This window comes from Anabaenopsis sp. NIES-4685, assembly GCF_059725405.1.
Genome location: NZ_AP043602.1, coordinates 1228703 through 1246221, shown reverse-complemented (window position 1 = coordinate 1246221; position 17519 = coordinate 1228703). Strand labels below are relative to the sequence as shown.

Sequence of the window (17519 nt, the reverse complement as noted above, 5' to 3'; positions counted from 1 at the left end):
AGGGTTTGATGAAAAAGTGAGGCGGGATTAAGTCAATTAGATGCAAGGTTTCTCGTCTGTTCTACCCCTTGTTATTGCAACATTAGTCCGTCGTTTCATGAATGGCTTTTCAAAAAAAATAAAAAATAGTACACTAGCTAATAAAATGGCTGGCAACATTACTACCACTACAATGGTAAATTGTAACCACACAGGTAGTGATTCCACTAAGGGAAGTAGCACTCGACCAACTAAAGAGATGACGTAAAAATGATATAAGTAAATCGAGTAACACATTCCCCCTATTAAATAAATATAGGGCTGACTGAGTGCTGAGTTAATCAACTTTGATTTTAAAACTGAGATCAAAATAATATAGGTCAAAATGGGCAAATACAGCTTTTCATCCAAGCCAATCAATAATGTTCCGCTATAGGGTGGTAAAAACAGAAAACTCACTAATATGATGCACATGAAATCCCAGAAATAACTTTGTTTAACTGAGGTTCTCCAGTCAAACACAAAAATATTTGCTGCAAGTATTCCAGCTATGAAAAACCCAAAGTTATGGATAATTGTTGCTCCCTTTATCCAGGGGTAACTTATGTATCCTGAAGCAAAAATACCTCCTAGAAGCAGTAAAAATACTAGTACAAATTTACGAGTTTTATTGTTGATTTTTGTTAACGCAACTAATAAAATCGGTGCTATTAAATAAAACTGAAATTCTACCTCAAGAGACCAAGCAACAAAATTAATTTTGCTCATGCTGCCGTATATAATATTGTGCATGTAGGCAACACTGGCGAAAAAATGAGGCAACAGTTCATAAAAATCTTGATTTAAAACCAATACCAGCAAGGTATATATAATCAGCAAGTTAATAATATATGGAAGTCCTAAACGCAGGAGACGCCGTTTTATATATTGAAAAAAATTTGGGTAATATCCTTGTAAAAATGGCAGTGATATCATAAAACCACTAATGGCAAAAAATAATTGCACCCCTAGATAACCTCCTTTTAGTAAGGGGGCTAAAAATAATGATGTGTTTTGTTCTCCAGTTTTAGTAAAAAAATAGTCTTGAATATGATACAGAACAACACCCAAAATAGCAACAAAACGCAATCCGTCAATTACAGGCAAAAATTGCCTTCCACTTGTTTCTCTTGTGATTGTGGATAGTAATTTATTGTGCAAATCAACCATTAGACTTTTCATGGGAACTAAATTCACTAATAAAATTAATTAGGGGCAATGTTACCTTATTCCAGCGAAATCGCTCTGCATTATTAAAGGCATTTCTTGAATATAATTCCCACTCGGTTGAATCTGTTAATAATTTGATAATTTTATTAGTTTCTTGTAGAATCTTAGGCGGTTTGATAATTATACCACCAGGTCCAGCAACTTCTGGGGAAGCACAAAAATCTGCAACAATTGTTGGTGTCCCGTATGTTTGGGCTTCAATTGCTGGAATTCCAAAGGATTCGCAGCGACTAAACAAGCAGAAAACTCGAGATTTTTGATAAAATTCCTGTAGTTTCTCCCTCGATACTTTGTCAGTTATTGTGACATAATTATGCAACTTCAAATCTTGAATTAACTTTTCAATCTGCAGTTTATAGGATGTGTTACTCCATGGACCTACGATGATTAACTGTACAGAGAAGCCTTGTTGTATAACAATATCTAGCATATTGATAATTTCTTCAATTTTTTTATGCGGTGTCATGACTGAAACCGTTAAAATTGCTAACTCGCGGGGTTTAAATGCTAAATATTGCTCTCTTGCATTTTCAAAAAAATCATCATCTATTCCATTGTATAAAATATAGCTTTCTTTGGGCTGAATGCCCGTTTGTTCCAGATACAAATTCCCCAGATATGTGGAATTAAAAAACATGGCCTGTGCTTTTTTTTGGGCTTGTTTGTAGCCCTGTCTTTGCAGCCACGCCTTCAGGCGATCGCCAATTGTGTAGTGAAATTCCCCAGCATAACACCAGGGATTTTGGGCAATAACCACTTGGGGTAATTTAGTTCCGGGAACCAGAGCGCCGGAGGTTGAGATCATCAGTTGAGCTTCTAGTTGGGTCAGAAGGGACTCTAACTGAGTAAATTGCCACCAAAGTCGAGCCGGCCAGTTTTCACCAAAATTAGGGCACTCTATCCAGTGAAAACTCGAGCCTAGATCGCAACAAAGATCCCGATTGTTGTGGTGATGTAGAACAAAAAATTGATGGCGATCGCCATGATACTTGGCCAACATTCGTAAATGCCCAGAAATGACGTGTCTACCTGACATATGATTAATGGGCAGAGCATCTATGACAATATTCATATATGGGAATCCGGTTTGATTTATGAATCTTTCGCAGAGGCAGGGAACAGGGAACAGGGAACAGGGAACAGGGAACACCGAAAGAAGGGTTTCAGTATGTACTGGGTCTTGTTCAATAATCAAATAGAAGTCCTATATAGGACTTTTTGTCAGTATTCCGTACCGGATAACGGGGAACGGGTCGAGGTCAAACAATATTTGATACATTAATCATAACTTTTAAAACATCCTCTTAGTTAGCGAAAAACTATCGGGTAGGATCGTCCTGACTAATCTTATGAATGGCTAAACTTAGCCCTCTGGCCTCTGCAATTAACGTGGGGAAGATCCACCAAGGATGAGTGATATGGTGTTTTGTGCGAATGGAGCGCAATGGTCGCCAAAGTATTTGCCATAGCCAGCCATTGGGTTTTGACTTTAACAGGTAATAGTAAGCTCCCACAGCATGGGCGGGTTGGGCAGTTCTCAGGTGGTGACCATAGCTGCGTGTTCCTCCCCTTTCTACCCGTAGGTGGTGAATCAGGGCTTTCGGTTCGTAGGTAATCAAACCGTATTTTTGACAGTAGCGATGGGCAAATTCAGCTTCATAGCGGTACGCAGCCCCTATGAAGTTTTCATCAAATCCCCCCAGGGCGATCGCCACAGTGCGCTTAATGGAAAAATTGCCCCCCATGAACTCCGTAATTTGCCTGGGAATGTTACTAGTAAAGCGAAATGGATCCCCTGGTTGTAATGTCAGAGATTTTTCCCGGGCTGTAGTACCTGTCCTGCAACCAGATCAGCTTGTTGATGGGCTTGCTGGTGAGCCTGTAGTAAATCCTCATGGGGGATAATATCATCATCGAGGAAAAGGACTATCTCACCTTTAGCTTCCAAGATTCCCCGGTTCATGGCCATGGGAATAGATGGTTTAGGTAGGCGAATCCAACGAATAGAGCCTTGTTGGGCCAAGCTGTTTAATCTCGACTCAATTGTTACAGAATGATTTAAGGTCTGGTCAATCACCAAAAGTTCAAATTCTGGTGCCATTAGTCGCTGTAAGGACTCAATGGTATCAAGCAGAACTTCTCCCCGCTCATAGGTGGGGATGATCACGGAAAGTTTCATTAGTTTTTTCCCAGTCAAAAGGTTAGTTAAATATTATTATGTGGTTGATAGTTGGGATTTTCAACGATTACCGTTTTGACCTAGGAAACTCGCTGGACGACTGTTAATGAGTCACAATGATCAATTTCTTTATATCGTTCATCTTTGAGAATAACGTTTTGTGTATACTGGGCAGCACCAACGTGATCGATGTTTCTTCCTTCATAAGATCGGCTATCATGCAATGCAATTATTCCTCCACATCTAACTAAAGGTGACCAGAGTATCCAGTCGTTTTTTATTCCTTCATAGCTATGATCGCCGTCAATAAACATGAAGTCTATAGGTTGAGTCTCTATCTGCTTAAATTTCTCAATTGCTTTATGGGAAAACTCTTCTAACCATATGATATTGCCATTTTGGGTTTTAGATGCTTCGGAATGAGCAATCAGCTTTTGCCAAGAAATCCCCAACTTACCCGGCTCAAAAGGGTCAATTGCATAGATGGTTCCCTCGGTATTCATGACTTCTCTAAGTTTTCTGGTATTAACTCCATGCCAAATGCCGATTTCTACCAGGCAAGTTTTATTTTTCGCATACTTAGTCAAACATTTTGACTCAGAAGAAGTTGTTTGTGTCAAGGCTGGCTGAATAGTCACTAAGTAAGTAAGATAGTATAACAATGGGTTGTTTTTAAACATGATAGATGCAAGAATTAGCGCGTAAATACTAACTGAGTTCCGTTGCGAGGGTATTCAAAGGGTAGTGCTTGAACCAGAATCAATCCTGATGTTTCAATTTCAGTCTTCAGAGAATCGACAGTCTCATAGCTCATTGTTGCCCACAAGTCAGGACTAATTCCTTCATTTGACCCAGGGTCGGCTTCAATTATCAAGTAACCATCATTTTTAAGTAATCTTTTTATTTCTGAAAGTATTAATTTCAACTCATAACAATGGTCAAGGGAGTTTGAATAGATTACATCAACAGAATTATCGGAAAATTCTAATTTGTGGAAATCACCGTACATGACATAAGGATTGTTGTTACCAGGATTTAAATCAACGCCAACGGCAAAATAGCCTAAATCTCGAAAGGCCGCAACTTCAGCACCTAATCTTGCACCAAGACACAATGCTGTACGGTTTGAGGGTTTAATATAATCCTGTGAATGTAACTCTGATAATCTTTGCCTTAAGGATGTCCTAAATTTTTTTTCATGGCTAGATAGGTCTAGGTATTCAAGCTTAGATTTTTGAAGCTTGATATACTGGTCATAGGATGGGACATTTCTCTGAGAAATGTTTCCCGTGTTTTTCCAGTCATTCCTGGCAATAACTCTAATCTCTTGAAATCTCAGCCATTTTTTGAGAGATGAATAATCAAATAATTTGCCTAAGCGTTGCGGGCGCTCCAGTGTATCTTTTAATTCTTTGACTACTATTTGTATGAGGTTCATATTCAAAATATGTTCTATTTAAACAGGGCTTGTATGTAAAAACGAGTTGCCTCGGTGGCACATTTCTTCCATGTGTAGGATTGTGAAGTAGTCACAGCCTGTTTGCTCAATTTGGTGGAAAATTCTAAGTTTTTTAAAAGTAAGGATATTCGGTTAACAAATTCCTCTGAATTACCAACTTCACATAAAAACCCATTTTCTCCAGATTTTATATAATCTTTCATTCCTCCTTGATTACTGGCTACTACACAAAGACCCCTTGACAAGGCCTCTAATGAGGTTTTCCCTGCTCCTTCTACGAAGGAGGGAAAAATAAAAATTCCACATGAATCATATAAAGCAATAAGTTTTGGTTCTTCGGTACTTTTTATGGAGAACCCAGTTCAAAATCATTGAAAGCCTTATTGTGTCGGCATTTCATTGAAAATATTGGGCATAATTGTTTATAATCCTTACCCCGTAAGGGTTTTGTTGTTATCAATCCTCGATTACCATAAAATCTACGCAAGAACCTAAGTTTTTCTTGGGGTTGCCAATCTAGAACAGTCATTTTTTATGGCTAGACGACCTGTATAATCTATACGATTTAAAAGAATATGAATATTTTTGGATTTGAAATATTCATCAACAGCTTTTCTGGCTCCTTGCCAATGTCCGTAATCATCTATAATCAGTATTCCGTTGGGAGACAGCAAAGGAAACAAATACTCTAATTCTTTTTTCGTCGATTCATACCAATCTGTATCTAGACGAAGTAGTGATATCGATGAAGGTAAATTTAGTGGAAGAGTATCTTCAACTTTGCCTTTAACAAACACAAACTTGTCAGTTGGGTAACCAGTGGAATAACAATTCTCAGTTACAGTTCCCAGAGGAGAGTAACACCAATTAGAGGAACTATCTGTAATTTTTGTTTGAGAAAATTTCTTAATTGCATCCCCACCATAAAATGTTTTATCAAATCCTGTTGGGGAACTCATACCTTCAAACGTATCATATAGGTGAATTTTCTTGTATATACTTCCCATTTCTTTCATTTTTAATGCCATTGCCATAGCAGATCCTCCTTTCCAAACGCCACATTCAACCATATCACCGTCAATTTCATTGGAAATAATGTACTCAGTGGCTTTTATCAAGGCATTTAACCTTTCAACGCTTGTCATAGTGTAAGGTTTAACTTTATTACAAATACTAATAGTACATGGATCAAAATCTACGGGGAATTGAAGTATATTTGGGTCTTGATATTTTACAATATCTAATCCAAACTTGTTTATACCACGGAGTAGTTGTTTTTTTGCAAAGTTTTTTATTTTTTTGATAGTCATACTTCAAATGTGATGAACTTGGTTAAGTTGTTATTATATTTTGGGAAAGCTTCTGTGTAATTAAAGATGTGCCAATAACCTACAATCCAGAGCGTTGATATAGCTCTGAGGATATCAATATGAAGAAGTTTATTCTTTTATTGCTTTGCCTTAACCATTTCTACTTATTTCTAATAGGATTTGGTAGTAGTCAACTGCTTTGTCAGCACAATTTTTCCATGTATAAGACCGTGAGTCAATTACAGCTTTTTCCCTCAAGCAAGTAGCAAACTCCAGATTTTCTAGCAAACACTCTATACGGTTAACAAATTCCTCTGAATTACCAACTTCACATAAAAACCCATTTTCTCCAGATTTTATATAATCTTTCATTCCTCCTTGATTACTGGTTACTACACAAAGACCCCTTGACAAGGCCTCTAATGAGGTTTTCCCTGCTCCTTCTACGAAGGAGGGAAAAATAAAAATTCCACAGGAATCATATAAAGCAATAAGTTTTTCTTGGGGTTGCCAATCTAGAAATACTACACGAGATAAAATCTGGGCATTGAGCAAGGATTTTAAATAATTATGGGAGTTAACAGGAGTAACCCATGTCATTGTGACATCGGGATTAGAAAGTAATATTTTGTTGATGATTGCAGCTAAGATGAGTGGTGCTTTAAAAAAAGCAGATTGCCCGACATAGAGAAGTTGCTGATGTCTTTCTAAGGAATATGATTGATTCGGTGTATTGAAAAATGCTTCAGGAACTCCATGGTGTATGACTTTAATTTTCTCCGCATTGATATTAAGCTTACTTACAAGACAGTGCCTATCATCTTCACAAGTAACAATGACACCATCGCAGTATTTAATCACTTCATTCCACTGACGCTGTAACAACTTACGTAAACCTGTTGTTAATACTCCAGGAAAACGCGATTCTGGAACACCGAGTTTCTGATACCAGTAAGGTAACACTTCATCCACTCTTAACTCAACCCCATGACTGCGATTGATTACCAATCCCTTAAAGCCCCCCTGTTTTAAAGCCTTGGCGGCTAAATAAGCTTGAGGTTGACTCATTTGAATAACATCATAATCTTTTGTGGCGATCGCCTTCATAACAGCCTGACGGTAGGCTCTAGGTTGCTCTAACAAGGAATGGAGATTACCGTGAGCAATGCGCCTGGGTCTTAAATCATCAGCCCAAATTTCATCTACCTCATGACCAATTTCTCTCAATGCTTGGTTGGTGTAATAAACTGTTCCTGCAGCTCCAGAGTTAGGATCGCAAGGAGTATCGGCAACTGTCAGAATGCGTAAAGAGGACTTCATCATCAATAGGGTATTGTGTGGACTTTAGCAAAGGGAAATTGCAGAATACTTTGCCCCAAACGAAACCATCCTTTCCAGTGCCAGGGACACAGACGTACTGTTTGCCACAGGTAGTTAACTGCTCGGCGATCGCCGTTGGTTAGTAATTGAGATCCCAAAAAATAGGCAGCTTGAGCAACAGCCAAGGGGGCGGGAGGATGTTTTTGCCATTTGTTGGCGAGGAGTTGGCTGCGTAGTTGTTTTGCCTCTTCTAGATAAACAGACTCTGACTGGCTGTTTAAACGGGCAGTTTTACACAGTTGACCTAGTTCTCCAAATCGGAGTTGTATGGGACGATTAACACCGGAGGTGGAGTTAATCTCCCTGCGGTGAAGATATAGTACCTGGGACAGGCTGGCAAACTGGGCTTTTTCTGCTATCCTTAACCATAAATCTGAATCTTGAGCAAAATAGAAATCAGGGCGGTAACCACCGACGGCATTGTACACTGATTTGCGAAACAAAACACTACCATGGGCACCCGGACCCTGGCGAGCATGAAGTAATTCCTGGGTGGCTATTTCCGGCGTTTCAGCTCGTTGAATAATGGTCAGTGGCTCTCCTTGAGGTCCGATATATTGGGTAGAGCAGGAAACCATACCAATCTGTGGGCTACTTTGGATTTTAGCCAATTGCAGATCCAGGCGTTTCGGGTGGGAGTAGTCATCAGCATCCTGACGCGCAATGAATTCACCTTGGGCTTGGTTACACCCCCGGATTAAGGCCTGGGTTAGCCCAGTATTTTCTTGGTGAATTACTCTGATCCGCGAGTCCTGACTGGCTAGGCGATCTAAAATTGTTCTTGTTTCATCTGTTGAACCGTCGTTGATGATAATGAATTCAAAATCTGTGAAGGTTTGGTTCAAAATACTGTCTACTGAGGTTTTAACCCTCTGAGCATCGTTATAGACGCTCATGACAACGGAAATGATAGGCATACAGAAAGATTTTGATTTGGCTGAGTTTCTTAGCGGGGGGAAGACCGTAACCATAGCACTGTGAAAATGACTCCTAAACCAGCCCCCCAATTACGTCCGGTTAATGCTCCCACTAATATGGCATGGCGACTGGGGTTAGGTAATCGCCAGTTGCTCGGTTGCCATAGATCAGTTTGATATACTGTGTGGGCAATTAACCCTCCCAAACCTATACCAGTGCCAGTGATTGTAGCCACTAGTATTAATCCTAACAATAGTTGAACCAGTGAAAGGGGCTGTCTCCTGTCGAGTTTGTGGGATGCTGTTAATATTGTGCCCACAAACAGACCAAACCGGAGTCCCCAATCTTGATACTCTTGGGGGATGACAATGTAATCATAGCTGAGGCGATATAAACCGTAACCCAGCACTCTACCACCGATGGCACCAAACAATCCGGCAACCAAGATAATGAATATATACACCCCAAGGCGGACTGACCTGCTGCTCATCTTATGTTCTTTTCTACTTGTATATTGTTTCGGCACGCTAGACAAGTGCGCGGGTTACTTACTGGTGTTTAGATGATCGCTCCCCACACCACCATGAGGCGATCGCCATACCACTAATATCGCTAAATCTTTTGGTAATCACAATTTCATCTATCCGAGGAATCTTGGTCAAAGTCATTCTTTAACGACGCAAAAACAAACACTGCCAGCACGATAGAGTTTATCTAATTCCTTTTCTTGTTTAGTCCAGTTCATTTTTCTGGGAGCTAAAAGAGGCATACCTTGATGGATTTTATCTAGTTGAGATAATAAAAACTTAATCACTCGGGGATATCTACCCATACGGGATAACGCTTGGATTGTATCCATAGAATCCCAAAGCCGATCAACTCGTAGACATTCTACGGACGATATCAAGGAGATAAAGCCCCAAGGTGTTAAATGAAAGTAGGATTCATGAAAAGGTTCTCCTTGAGAAACTGTTCCTATATATATTCCACCTGGTTTAAGAACTCTGGCAATTTCGTGAATAACAACATAGGGATTGTGTAAGTGTTCAAGAACTGCGTATGAAAGAACGCAATCGAAGGAGGAAGATGCAAAGGGAATGGCGTGAGCGTCTCCTAAAAAGTCGGCAGAAGTGTTTGTATAATCAATGCCAACATATTGGTGTCCAAGGTATTCAACTGGAATAGCTTGATCCCGTGGGCCACATCCTAAATCAAGGATTCTACCCTTTGAATGAAGATGAGACGCAATCACAGACATCAGTTCCCTGGAATCTCTCTGTGCGTTAGGTCCACTATAGGTAATTTCAGGCCGACTTGATATTTTATCCCATGAGGCTTGGATATCAAAGATTGGAAGTCGAGGGAAACTAAGTTGTAAATTTTTCGGAGATTTGGGCTTAAGATTTTGACGGCTACCTATAAAGCCGCAGACTTGACAGCTAACAGAGCCTGAAGATAAAAAGATATCGGATAAACAATCTGGGCATCTTATGATCTCAAGATACCATGGGTTTTGTTCTAGCATTGGGTTTTAACAGGGTGTTGGAAAATTTCTAGGCAGTAAAAATTGCGGAGGGACTAAATTTTAGGATTTAAATTCACTTAATAAATAAATTGTTTCTCACTTTATCCTCGATAAATGAATGTAGCAATTGATCCTCCATAGACTTGCATATCATGAGTAAATAATTGTTTAAAAGATTCATGATTTTTTGGCTTAGGAATAGGAATTTCAACTTCAATTAGCCATTTATCCATCCACGAGCTACGCCAAATAAAATCATCATAAACATCAATTTTTTCTTACTCCTATTATGTAACGCTGAAAATACCATCATTTTTTCCCCAAAAACAAATCTGGGGATAAAACTTTATCAATATCCACAGTTGCTGGATGATCTTCATATTGAAGCCAACCAGGTCCAGGTCGGGGTATTGACCAACCTTGGAACCATTGAGGATTTGTGCCGGGGTTAGGATATTCCTGGGGTAATGTAATCATTGTATTATTGCGCACTGTCACCTGGGGATGCCAAGGGGGATTATTCATCCCTTCCACGGCAAAGAGATTTTTTTCCACCCATACATCTTTAACAGGTGGACCCCAATAGGCAAGATAACGCCCAACAAAGGTATTATTGCGAATCTGAATATTTTGAATCGGGCTTTGATTATTGGGCGAACCGGGTTTATACCAAGGATTGAGTAACTTGACCTGGGAGCCATTGACCCCACCAGCAGGATGCAGGAATCGGTTATTTTCTACTAAAACTGGCCCGGTTAAAACTGGACTTAATCCTAAGTTTTGTTCAAAGTCGTAAACTAGGTTGTGATGAAAATGAACTTTTTCAGCCAGTCCATCCATTTCGATGGCATCATCCGTACCATACATTAAAAGATTACCATAGATATTTGCCCCATTCTGCCCGGGTTTATCCAGATGAGGGGAAATCTGCAAGGCATCACCACCATGGCTAACCACATTATGACGAATTACTAAATTAGGAGAACTCGCAGAAATCAGTGTAGAGTCTGAGTAATGAGCGTATACTTCATTCCAGGGAAGCCAATTCTTTAGCCAGTTGTATTGGGGATAATTATGGTAAAGGTTATATTCAACCACGAGATGGGATGGTGCATTGATGTGAGGTGAAGCACTAATTCCTGTGCCAGCGCCTGTCAGCAGAGTATTTTTAATAGTAATGTAACCACTATCCCACAGCAAAAAGCCAGAACCAACGCCAAGTTCTAACCGTAGACCGTCAAAAACTAGATGTTGTGCCTCTAGCCAAATATTGGCCACCCGACTATTGCCCCACTCTCGCGGTGACGGAATTTCTCGGTGAAATACTAGCTTTTGATTATTTGGTATTTCTCCATGGGGTAGAAAAAGATAAAAATGCTTTGTTTCCCTATCGTAGGTAAAAGCACCGTAGGAGTTGGGTTGACTTACTAAGGTTTTCAGTCTTTCTATTCCCCCCCAGCGAACATCATAAAGAACACTGCCATTATACAGGGCATAGTAGATAGGCCAAGGGGTCTGGGTTGAATATAGTCCATTGCCATGCGATCGCCAGGTTAGATATTGGGTTACCTGTGGTGGAACAGCATTAGTGATGGTTACTGTTCCCGGTTGTTGGGCGCGAAAGGTAATGGGGCGATTGGGTGTTCCCCCACGGCGAACCCGCAGGTCTTCCCGATAGATACCGGGTAAAATAACTACCTCTTCTCCCGGTGTGGCCATATTCGCAGCCCGTTGTATAGTTTTAACAGCCCTTTGGGGACTGTTGCCTAGATTCCAGTCAGATCCCTGGGGAGAGACGTAAATTTTACCCTGGCGCAACCAAGGGGTTGGGGGTTGCCATAGATTGATGGCGGCTAAGAGGGTGCTAATTATTAGCAGTGTATCCCGCCGATAGTTTTTTATATTTTCCGACATCTAACGGCTTTTTTTCAAGGCTTCTGTCCAGGTTACTGCTCTTGGCCAACCCAAGACTTTTGTTAACGCTTTGAAGGTTCTAATTTCCCAAGGTGCATGGTGGGTAGCAACCATCTGTGTGGCAAAGCTGAGGGCTTCCTTAGCTTCTGCTATCAGTTGTCGTTCGCCGCATAGTCGAGCAATCCAGAACATTTTACGAGAAAATTGTTCTAGATAACTCCAATCAGTTAAGCCCTGGGATTTCATCCGCAGCCAAATGGATTTATCGGCCGGAAGAAATCACGGGTCAAGGCTGGGGTAAATCCTGTTTTCATCCCACTAGAGCGATCGCCGTCATGATCACGGACTAAAGCTAATGGTTCAGAAACTTGTACTATTTTAATATCTAACATTCCCGCTCGCAGGTCGTGTTCCCAGTCTTCCATACAGCAGAAGTTTTCCCATCTTTCCATGCGAGAATATAAACGACTGCGCCAAAGAGGAGAGATGGTGTGCCAACCACGGTGGATCAGAAAATCTGGAAAAATCCGTTCTATTTCCTCTGCTGTTCTGGCCCAAGTTTTTGTTTCCCCCGTTGCTATATTAGTACGGAGGGTTTGGCAATAAGCAACTTCTGACTCTGGGTTGTTTTGTAGGGCTTTAACCTGTAGTTCAATCTTTGTTGGCAGTAATAGATCATCAGAATCAAGGTATTGGATAAATTCTCCCGCAGAGTGGGATAGCCCTGTGTTGCGAGCAATGGCTGGACCAGAGTTGTCCTGATAAACATACCGAATATAATGGGGATATAGAGATGCCAATTCCTTAACTACTTGGGCAGTATTGTCAGTAGAACCATCATCAACAACCACTAACTCTATTGACTTGTAGGTTTGCTTCAAGACTGACTCAATGCACTCTCGAATCATCCTTTCCCGATTGAAAACAGGAATAATTATACTGACAAGTAAAGGTTTCATGACTTAATCTTAGGGTTTAGGAGGGTTAGTAGCTAGTTACTGTTTTCTTAACTAATACTAACAAATACTCACATTTGCTGAAAATTTCCTGTCATCTTTTGGCTTTGTGACAGAATTACAGTAAAATCACTGTATGCTACTAGGATTCAAAACCCAACTCAAAGTTAACAAGCAACAACGACTACTACTAGCGCAACACGCAGGAGTAGCCAGACCCGCTTGGAATCAAGGTTTAGCACTTTGTCAACAGGTATTATTACATAATAAACTTAATCCTGAAGAAAAAATCAAATTTCCCACAGCCATAGATTTACACAAATGGTTAGTAGCAGCCATTAAATCTAGCCATCCTTGGTATTATGAAGTGTCTAAATGCGCCCCTCAATACGCATTAAGATATTTGTCAGATGCTTTTAAATCTTTCTTCAAGAAAAGTAAAGGGTTTCCTAAGTTTAAGAAAAAGGGTAAACATGATTCTTTTACCTTAGATGGTGCCATAAAAATTGACTACAGAAAGGTAAAAGTACCCGTAATTGGTTGGATAAAAACTTATGAAATTCTCCCTACAGGATATAAACCGAAATCTGTCACCATCAGTAAACAAGCTGACAAGTGGTTTATCTCTTGTAAAATAGAAATAGAAACGACTCAAACCCAGAAAAATCAGGAGTTTGTAGGAGTTGATTTAGGAATAAATCATCTAGCAATATTATCAACAGGAGAAGTATTTGATGGAGTAAAAAGCTATAAAAAGTATGAGAAAAAGTTAGCAAGAATGCAATATTTGAACCGTCATAAACAAATATGGTCAAATAACTACAGAAAAGCACAAATCAAAATAGCAAGATTACACCAAAAAATAGCCAATATCAGAAAAGATACATTACACAAAATCACAACCTATATCAGCAAAAACCACGCGGTGATAGGGATAGAAGATTTGAATGTATCTGGGATGTTAGCGAATGGGAAATTATCAAAAGCTATATCAGATATGGGCTTTTATGAATTTAGAAGGCAGCTAGAATATAAAACACAACTGTATGGTAGTAAGTTAGTAATTGTGGATAGATATTATCCCAGTAGCAAGACTTGCTCAACTTGTGGAGAAAAGAAATCATCACTCTCATTATCTCAAAGAGTGTTTAAATGTGATAGCTGTGGTTTTGAGAGTGACAGAGATTTAAACGCTGCGATTAATTTAAAAAAAGAAGCGGTCAGATTGATCGTGTTAGCCTGTGGACTAGATAGTGCCGACACTGCTAGGAGTTCAGTGAGCGTAGTCGAACTGGTGAAACAGGAAGAAAAAGCCGACTTTTGTTAGCATTAGTTAGCTTTTTTGTATCGGTTTTGACTTTATGTTGACTTCTTTTATATCTAAACAAAGAAACCATCAGCCCTAAACCAGTGTGGTAAACAAACAGACCAGAAAGGTTGATAAAGGACAAGTCCACGGTTTAACATACCAGCAACATAACTCATGGAACTTTTTGCCATCACTAGGCAGTCAGCATAAGCTAAATGATCCATAACGGAAAATACATTCATGTCAACAAAAAGCCTTACGTCTTCATCCTCAAGAATCTTTAAGTCATCATCATCGGAGTAGGAAAATATGTAAAATCTAGGCCGGGCTTTTCTAAAGTAAAAACGTAGATGATTAATTAATGTCTGGATACACTGGCTTGAGGTATAACGCTCAGTCCACCTATTGATAGTAACATCTCCTCGCCTCATATGTATTGCAATATTGAAGTCAAATGGGGAGTAAACAAGTTCTGGATTTCTTCTCAAGAAAAAATGATCCCTTATATTGTCTAAAACACCTACAAATTCTTGAGGGTGTCCGTCACTGTAGCCATGGCAGTATAAAACACTTATACTGAGATCGTTTTTACTGGTAATAGCTTCATAAATTTTATCAACAATTGAATAATAATTGTCTACAAATAAATAATCTTGATTATTTAATCTAGGACTGTATAGATTAGTAAGGTCTAGATAATTTTCCCACTTTGCTTCCCAAAGAGGATCATTGTTATAGTTATGCTCAACTTTAATCAGTGGCGTATGATGATATCTTATACCCATACTATTAGCAAAAACTATCGTTGAGATACAAGCATGAAGCTGTGCGCCGCCTCCGTCTCTTTTTCCCGCACAAGTTATACTTATTTTTGCTTTTTCATCTAGGGCGCTTTTTTTAATGTATTCAAGTTTTTGACTGGTTTTCTTGCTTCTTAAACCATTAATATGCCGGAGATATTGTTGAAATAATCCGGATTTTTCTAGATTATAAAAACGGTTTTTTGTTAGCCTGTTCAGTAGCATAAATTTCATCCATATAGATAAGAAATAAGAAGATAGGACTTACGCACTGTACAAATTCACCATGATGTGCATGAACTAAAATCCGCCATTTCAGGCTTTTGACGATTAACTTCTGATCAATAGCGAACTGCTTGCAGCAGCGCTTCGCTATCGCTCAAAAATCATTCAAAAATCACGTTAAAATGCCTGAAACCCATACCTCATATTTGGTTGATCCTGTCAATGCGTAAGTCCTAGAAGAAATAAAATGCCATCAGTCAATGATGATAATACATATGTATTGTGATTATAACTATTGCCAACAACGCCTAATTGCTTCAAATTCATCAATAACCGCAAAAATTTGTTTAGCATAGTCTTGATCTGTCCATTTTTGAGATCTTGCCAAGCCCTTTGCTATTATATCTTGACGCAAACTATTGTTTTCCCATAAGAGTTTAATAGCACTAGCAATATCTTCAGGTTTTTTGGGGTCAACCAAAAGAGCAGCATCCCCCAATTGCTCTTGTGCACCTGGCACATCAGATGCAATTACGGGACAACCCAAGGACATAGCCTCTAACGGGGGTAAATTGTCTGGTCCAAAAAAGGTCACAAATGTAAGCGCAAAGGCATTGCGATATAATGATGCCATGTCTTCTTGAGGGACAAAGCCTAAAAAATGTACTTGACTTGACAAGTTTAATTCCTTTGTTACTGTTTCAACATAGGATTTGTTACCTGGATCAGAACCAACAAGTACCAGAGGCAACTCCAGTGCGTATTTTTGCTGTAGAGTTTTAACCGCCAATAAAAGTCCAATGTGATTTTTGTGTGACCAGAATTGTGCAGGATAAAATAAATAGTTAGGGGGGATTGAATATTTATTCAACAAGTCTTCACTAGTTACGCCAACTGGTGATAGTTGGGGAGTGAAAAAAGGTATAACCTTGATTCTCTCAGAAGGCACCTGATAAAATTTCTCGATTTCGGATTTACCCACTTCCGTGCCAGTAAGAATAAATGTAGCACGCTTAAATAGTTCAGAATAGTAGTTTTCTTTTTGATCCCATACTCCTATTTTACTTACCTCCGGGAAATATGGCTGCAAACGGTGCTGTAGATCCCAGATGGGGATGATATAAGGAACATCAAGTACGGGAAAAGTTTCTGGTGTAAGACTTAAATTCACTTGTACTTGATTAGCAATTAACAGGTCTAGTATGTATTTTTCATATAATTCCATTCCGGTTGGAAGCCTAAATTTGTTACTTGGCCTCCTGAGTTTACGGATTATTTCTTGTACCAGTGCTAGTATTTTAGACTTAATTCTAGCTCTCAAAGACCAGTCAAGAGAAACCAATTCAAGGGATGATCCCAGATGTTTGGTGTAGTGATGACTACGTGTAAATAAAATGATCGTATGTCCTGACTCGGGAGCTAATTGCAAAAACGCTTGTAATAATTGAGATCCAAAAGTGTAAGCTCCTCCAGACTGGGGAGAAATTTGGGCGTTGACTAACAAACCGATTCTCATTTAATTCCTCACCACGAAATAAACTCCCCAACTATCGAAGCCTGACGGTTTGTTAGTTAACCATTCATGATGGCTAATTAACTCCATTTGTAGTTGATTTAAGATTAATTCTATTTCTGGCTTAAACAAATACCGCATTCTGTGGGTTTCTCGCAACTCATTCACTTCGTCAGTAGTTTTATCTCTAATAAAAACATGGTAATTCACATCCACCCAATTTTCATTGGGATACATTATTGGTTCCGCTATCCGGGTAACCAAAATCTGATCATCTTCTAGGCGTTTAACCCTAACAGTGGGCTTTTCTGTCAATACTGCTGGACCATACCACACATCAAAAATACAAACTCCTCCCAATTTAAGATGTTTTTTGATAGTGTTAAAAGTAGCTTGCAAATCTTGATTAGTGGTTTGATAACTAACAACGTGAAACAAGGAAATAATGACATCAAATTGTTGATCTATGTCAACGGTTCTCACATCTCCTAGAGAGAATTTTAACCGGGAAGCTACTTGAGGATCAATATTGGTGAGGCGATCATTTGCCGATTTTAACATTTCTAAGCTGCGATCAACTCCATGAACTTGATAGCCATACTTAGCCAATAATTCAGCATGATGACCAGTACCACAACCCAATTCGAGGATTGTTTGTGCTAAAGGTACATGAGTTTGTATTAAATCGTGAATAAACTTAGCTTCTGCAAGATAATCCTTGTCTTGATAAAGCAAGTCATAATAGCGAGAATAGTTGCCGAAAATAGTCATCAAATTAATTAC

19 protein-coding genes are annotated in these 17519 nt (G+C 39.3%); 1 reads left to right on the top strand and 18 read right to left on the bottom strand.

The features are described 5' to 3' along the window. Positions 1-36: 36 nt before the first annotated feature. The 15 genes from AC6IZ0_RS05400 to AC6IZ0_RS05330 form a co-directional block, all read right to left on the bottom strand. Positions 37-1215, bottom strand: a complete 1179-nt coding sequence (locus AC6IZ0_RS05400; RefSeq protein WP_497725342.1) for an acyltransferase family protein — start codon at positions 1213-1215, stop codon at positions 37-39. After that, on the bottom strand, positions 1181-2320 hold the full coding sequence (locus AC6IZ0_RS05395) for a glycosyltransferase (protein ID WP_497725341.1): 1140 nt from the start codon (positions 2318-2320) through the stop codon (positions 1181-1183). Before AC6IZ0_RS05395 ends, AC6IZ0_RS05400 begins: the two co-directional genes overlap by 35 nt. 247 nt (positions 2321-2567) lie before the next feature. After that, positions 2568-2993 (bottom strand): glycosyltransferase family 2 protein, encoded by a 426-nt coding sequence (locus tag AC6IZ0_RS05390; RefSeq protein ID WP_497725340.1) that lies wholly within the window; start codon positions 2991-2993, stop codon positions 2568-2570. Between the two features lie 62 nt (positions 2994-3055). Then, the gene (locus tag AC6IZ0_RS05385; protein WP_497725339.1) at positions 3056-3427 is read right to left on the bottom strand and encodes a glycosyltransferase family 2 protein; all 372 of its coding nucleotides are present in this window, start codon (positions 3425-3427) and stop codon (positions 3056-3058) included. An 80-nt stretch (positions 3428-3507) separates the two neighbouring features. Further along, positions 3508-4089, bottom strand: a complete 582-nt coding sequence (locus tag AC6IZ0_RS05380) for a class I SAM-dependent methyltransferase (protein WP_497725338.1) — start codon at positions 4087-4089, stop codon at positions 3508-3510. 32 nt (positions 4090-4121) lie between these two features. Beyond that, positions 4122-4865 (bottom strand): class I SAM-dependent methyltransferase, encoded by a 744-nt coding sequence (locus AC6IZ0_RS05375; RefSeq protein WP_497725337.1) that lies wholly within the window; start codon positions 4863-4865, stop codon positions 4122-4124. 14 nt (positions 4866-4879) lie between these two features. Continuing rightward, a complete protein-coding gene (locus tag AC6IZ0_RS05370; protein WP_497726003.1) occupies positions 4880-5179 on the bottom strand; it encodes a glycosyltransferase in 300 nt (99 codons plus the stop codon). Between the two features lie 198 nt (positions 5180-5377). Continuing rightward, positions 5378-6196, bottom strand: a complete 819-nt coding sequence (locus AC6IZ0_RS05365) for a TylF/MycF/NovP-related O-methyltransferase (protein ID WP_193942869.1) — start codon at positions 6194-6196, stop codon at positions 5378-5380. Positions 6197-6346: 150 nt separating this feature from the next. Then, entirely contained in the window at positions 6347-7519 is a 1173-nt protein-coding gene (locus tag AC6IZ0_RS05360) for a glycosyltransferase family 4 protein (RefSeq protein ID WP_497725336.1), read from the bottom strand. Beyond that, positions 7519-8493, bottom strand: coding sequence for a glycosyltransferase family 2 protein (locus tag AC6IZ0_RS05355; RefSeq protein ID WP_497725335.1), 975 nt, complete (start codon positions 8491-8493; stop codon positions 7519-7521). Before AC6IZ0_RS05355 ends, AC6IZ0_RS05360 begins: the two co-directional genes overlap by 1 nt. Positions 8494-8522: 29 nt before the next feature. Next, positions 8523-8984: a hypothetical protein gene (locus tag AC6IZ0_RS05350; protein WP_497725334.1), complete on the bottom strand. Its 462-nt coding sequence runs from the start codon at positions 8982-8984 to the stop codon at positions 8523-8525. 174 nt (positions 8985-9158) lie between these two features. Continuing rightward, positions 9159-10019, bottom strand: coding sequence for a class I SAM-dependent methyltransferase (locus AC6IZ0_RS05345; RefSeq protein WP_497725333.1), 861 nt, complete (start codon positions 10017-10019; stop codon positions 9159-9161). A gap of 309 nt (positions 10020-10328) precedes the next feature. After that, positions 10329-11933, bottom strand: coding sequence for a right-handed parallel beta-helix repeat-containing protein (locus AC6IZ0_RS05340; RefSeq protein ID WP_497725332.1), 1605 nt, complete (start codon positions 11931-11933; stop codon positions 10329-10331). Next, the gene (locus tag AC6IZ0_RS05335; protein ID WP_497725331.1) at positions 11934-12179 is read right to left on the bottom strand and encodes a hypothetical protein; all 246 of its coding nucleotides are present in this window, start codon (positions 12177-12179) and stop codon (positions 11934-11936) included. After that, complete coding sequence (locus tag AC6IZ0_RS05330) at positions 12176-12892, bottom strand: glycosyltransferase family A protein (protein WP_497725330.1); 717 nt, start codon at positions 12890-12892, stop codon at positions 12176-12178. The genes AC6IZ0_RS05335 and AC6IZ0_RS05330 overlap by 4 nt, the downstream gene beginning before the upstream one ends. 133 nt (positions 12893-13025) lie before the next feature. On the opposite strand from AC6IZ0_RS05330, the gene AC6IZ0_RS05325 reads away from it, so the two are divergent. Beyond that, positions 13026-14216 carry an RNA-guided endonuclease InsQ/TnpB family protein gene (locus AC6IZ0_RS05325; protein WP_497725329.1) on the top strand — a complete coding sequence of 397 codons (1191 nt, stop codon included), beginning with the start codon at positions 13026-13028 and terminating at the stop codon, positions 14214-14216. 53 nt (positions 14217-14269) lie between these two features. Here AC6IZ0_RS05325 and AC6IZ0_RS05320 read toward each other — a convergent pair whose 3' ends face one another. The 3 genes from AC6IZ0_RS05320 to AC6IZ0_RS05310 all read right to left on the bottom strand — a co-directional run bounded on the left by AC6IZ0_RS05320 (position 14270) and on the right by AC6IZ0_RS05310 (position 17507). Then, positions 14270-15223 carry an O-fucosyltransferase family protein gene (locus AC6IZ0_RS05320; RefSeq protein ID WP_497725328.1) on the bottom strand — a complete coding sequence of 318 codons (954 nt, stop codon included), beginning with the start codon at positions 15221-15223 and terminating at the stop codon, positions 14270-14272. Between the two features lie 292 nt (positions 15224-15515). Next, positions 15516-16739 (bottom strand): glycosyltransferase family 4 protein, encoded by a 1224-nt coding sequence (locus AC6IZ0_RS05315; protein ID WP_497725327.1) that lies wholly within the window; start codon positions 16737-16739, stop codon positions 15516-15518. Further along, positions 16740-17507, bottom strand: a complete 768-nt coding sequence (locus AC6IZ0_RS05310) for a class I SAM-dependent DNA methyltransferase (protein ID WP_497725326.1) — start codon at positions 17505-17507, stop codon at positions 16740-16742. Positions 17508-17519 lie beyond the last annotated feature (12 nt).

Excerpts from the sequence above, each read along its gene's own strand:
- AC6IZ0_RS05395 (WP_497725341.1), bottom strand. The coding sequence starts at position 2,320 with ATGAATATTGTCATAGATGCTCTGCCCATTAATCATATGTCAGGTAGA.
- AC6IZ0_RS05390 (WP_497725340.1), bottom strand. The coding sequence starts at position 2,993 with ATGGGGGGCAATTTTTCCATTAAGCGCACTGTGGCGATCGCCCTGGGG.
- AC6IZ0_RS05385 (WP_497725339.1), bottom strand. The coding sequence starts at position 3,427 with ATGAAACTTTCCGTGATCATCCCCACCTATGAGCGGGGAGAAGTTCTG.
- AC6IZ0_RS05375 (WP_497725337.1), bottom strand. The coding sequence starts at position 4,865 with ATGAACCTCATACAAATAGTAGTCAAAGAATTAAAAGATACACTGGAG.
- AC6IZ0_RS05365 (WP_193942869.1), bottom strand. The coding sequence starts at position 6,196 with ATGACTATCAAAAAAATAAAAAACTTTGCAAAAAAACAACTACTCCGT.
- AC6IZ0_RS05360 (WP_497725336.1), bottom strand. The coding sequence starts at position 7,519 with ATGATGAAGTCCTCTTTACGCATTCTGACAGTTGCCGATACTCCTTGC.
- AC6IZ0_RS05355 (WP_497725335.1), bottom strand. The coding sequence starts at position 8,493 with ATGCCTATCATTTCCGTTGTCATGAGCGTCTATAACGATGCTCAGAGG.
- AC6IZ0_RS05350 (WP_497725334.1), bottom strand. The coding sequence starts at position 8,984 with ATGAGCAGCAGGTCAGTCCGCCTTGGGGTGTATATATTCATTATCTTG.
- AC6IZ0_RS05345 (WP_497725333.1), bottom strand. The coding sequence starts at position 10,019 with ATGCTAGAACAAAACCCATGGTATCTTGAGATCATAAGATGCCCAGAT.
- AC6IZ0_RS05340 (WP_497725332.1), bottom strand. The coding sequence starts at position 11,933 with ATGTCGGAAAATATAAAAAACTATCGGCGGGATACACTGCTAATAATT.
- AC6IZ0_RS05335 (WP_497725331.1), bottom strand. The coding sequence starts at position 12,179 with ATGAAATCCCAGGGCTTAACTGATTGGAGTTATCTAGAACAATTTTCT.
- AC6IZ0_RS05330 (WP_497725330.1), bottom strand. The coding sequence starts at position 12,892 with ATGAAACCTTTACTTGTCAGTATAATTATTCCTGTTTTCAATCGGGAA.
- AC6IZ0_RS05325 (WP_497725329.1), top strand. The coding sequence starts at position 13,026 with ATGCTACTAGGATTCAAAACCCAACTCAAAGTTAACAAGCAACAACGA.
- AC6IZ0_RS05320 (WP_497725328.1), bottom strand. The coding sequence starts at position 15,223 with ATGCTACTGAACAGGCTAACAAAAAACCGTTTTTATAATCTAGAAAAA.
- AC6IZ0_RS05315 (WP_497725327.1), bottom strand. The coding sequence starts at position 16,739 with ATGAGAATCGGTTTGTTAGTCAACGCCCAAATTTCTCCCCAGTCTGGA.
- AC6IZ0_RS05310 (WP_497725326.1), bottom strand. The coding sequence starts at position 17,507 with ATGACTATTTTCGGCAACTATTCTCGCTATTATGACTTGCTTTATCAA.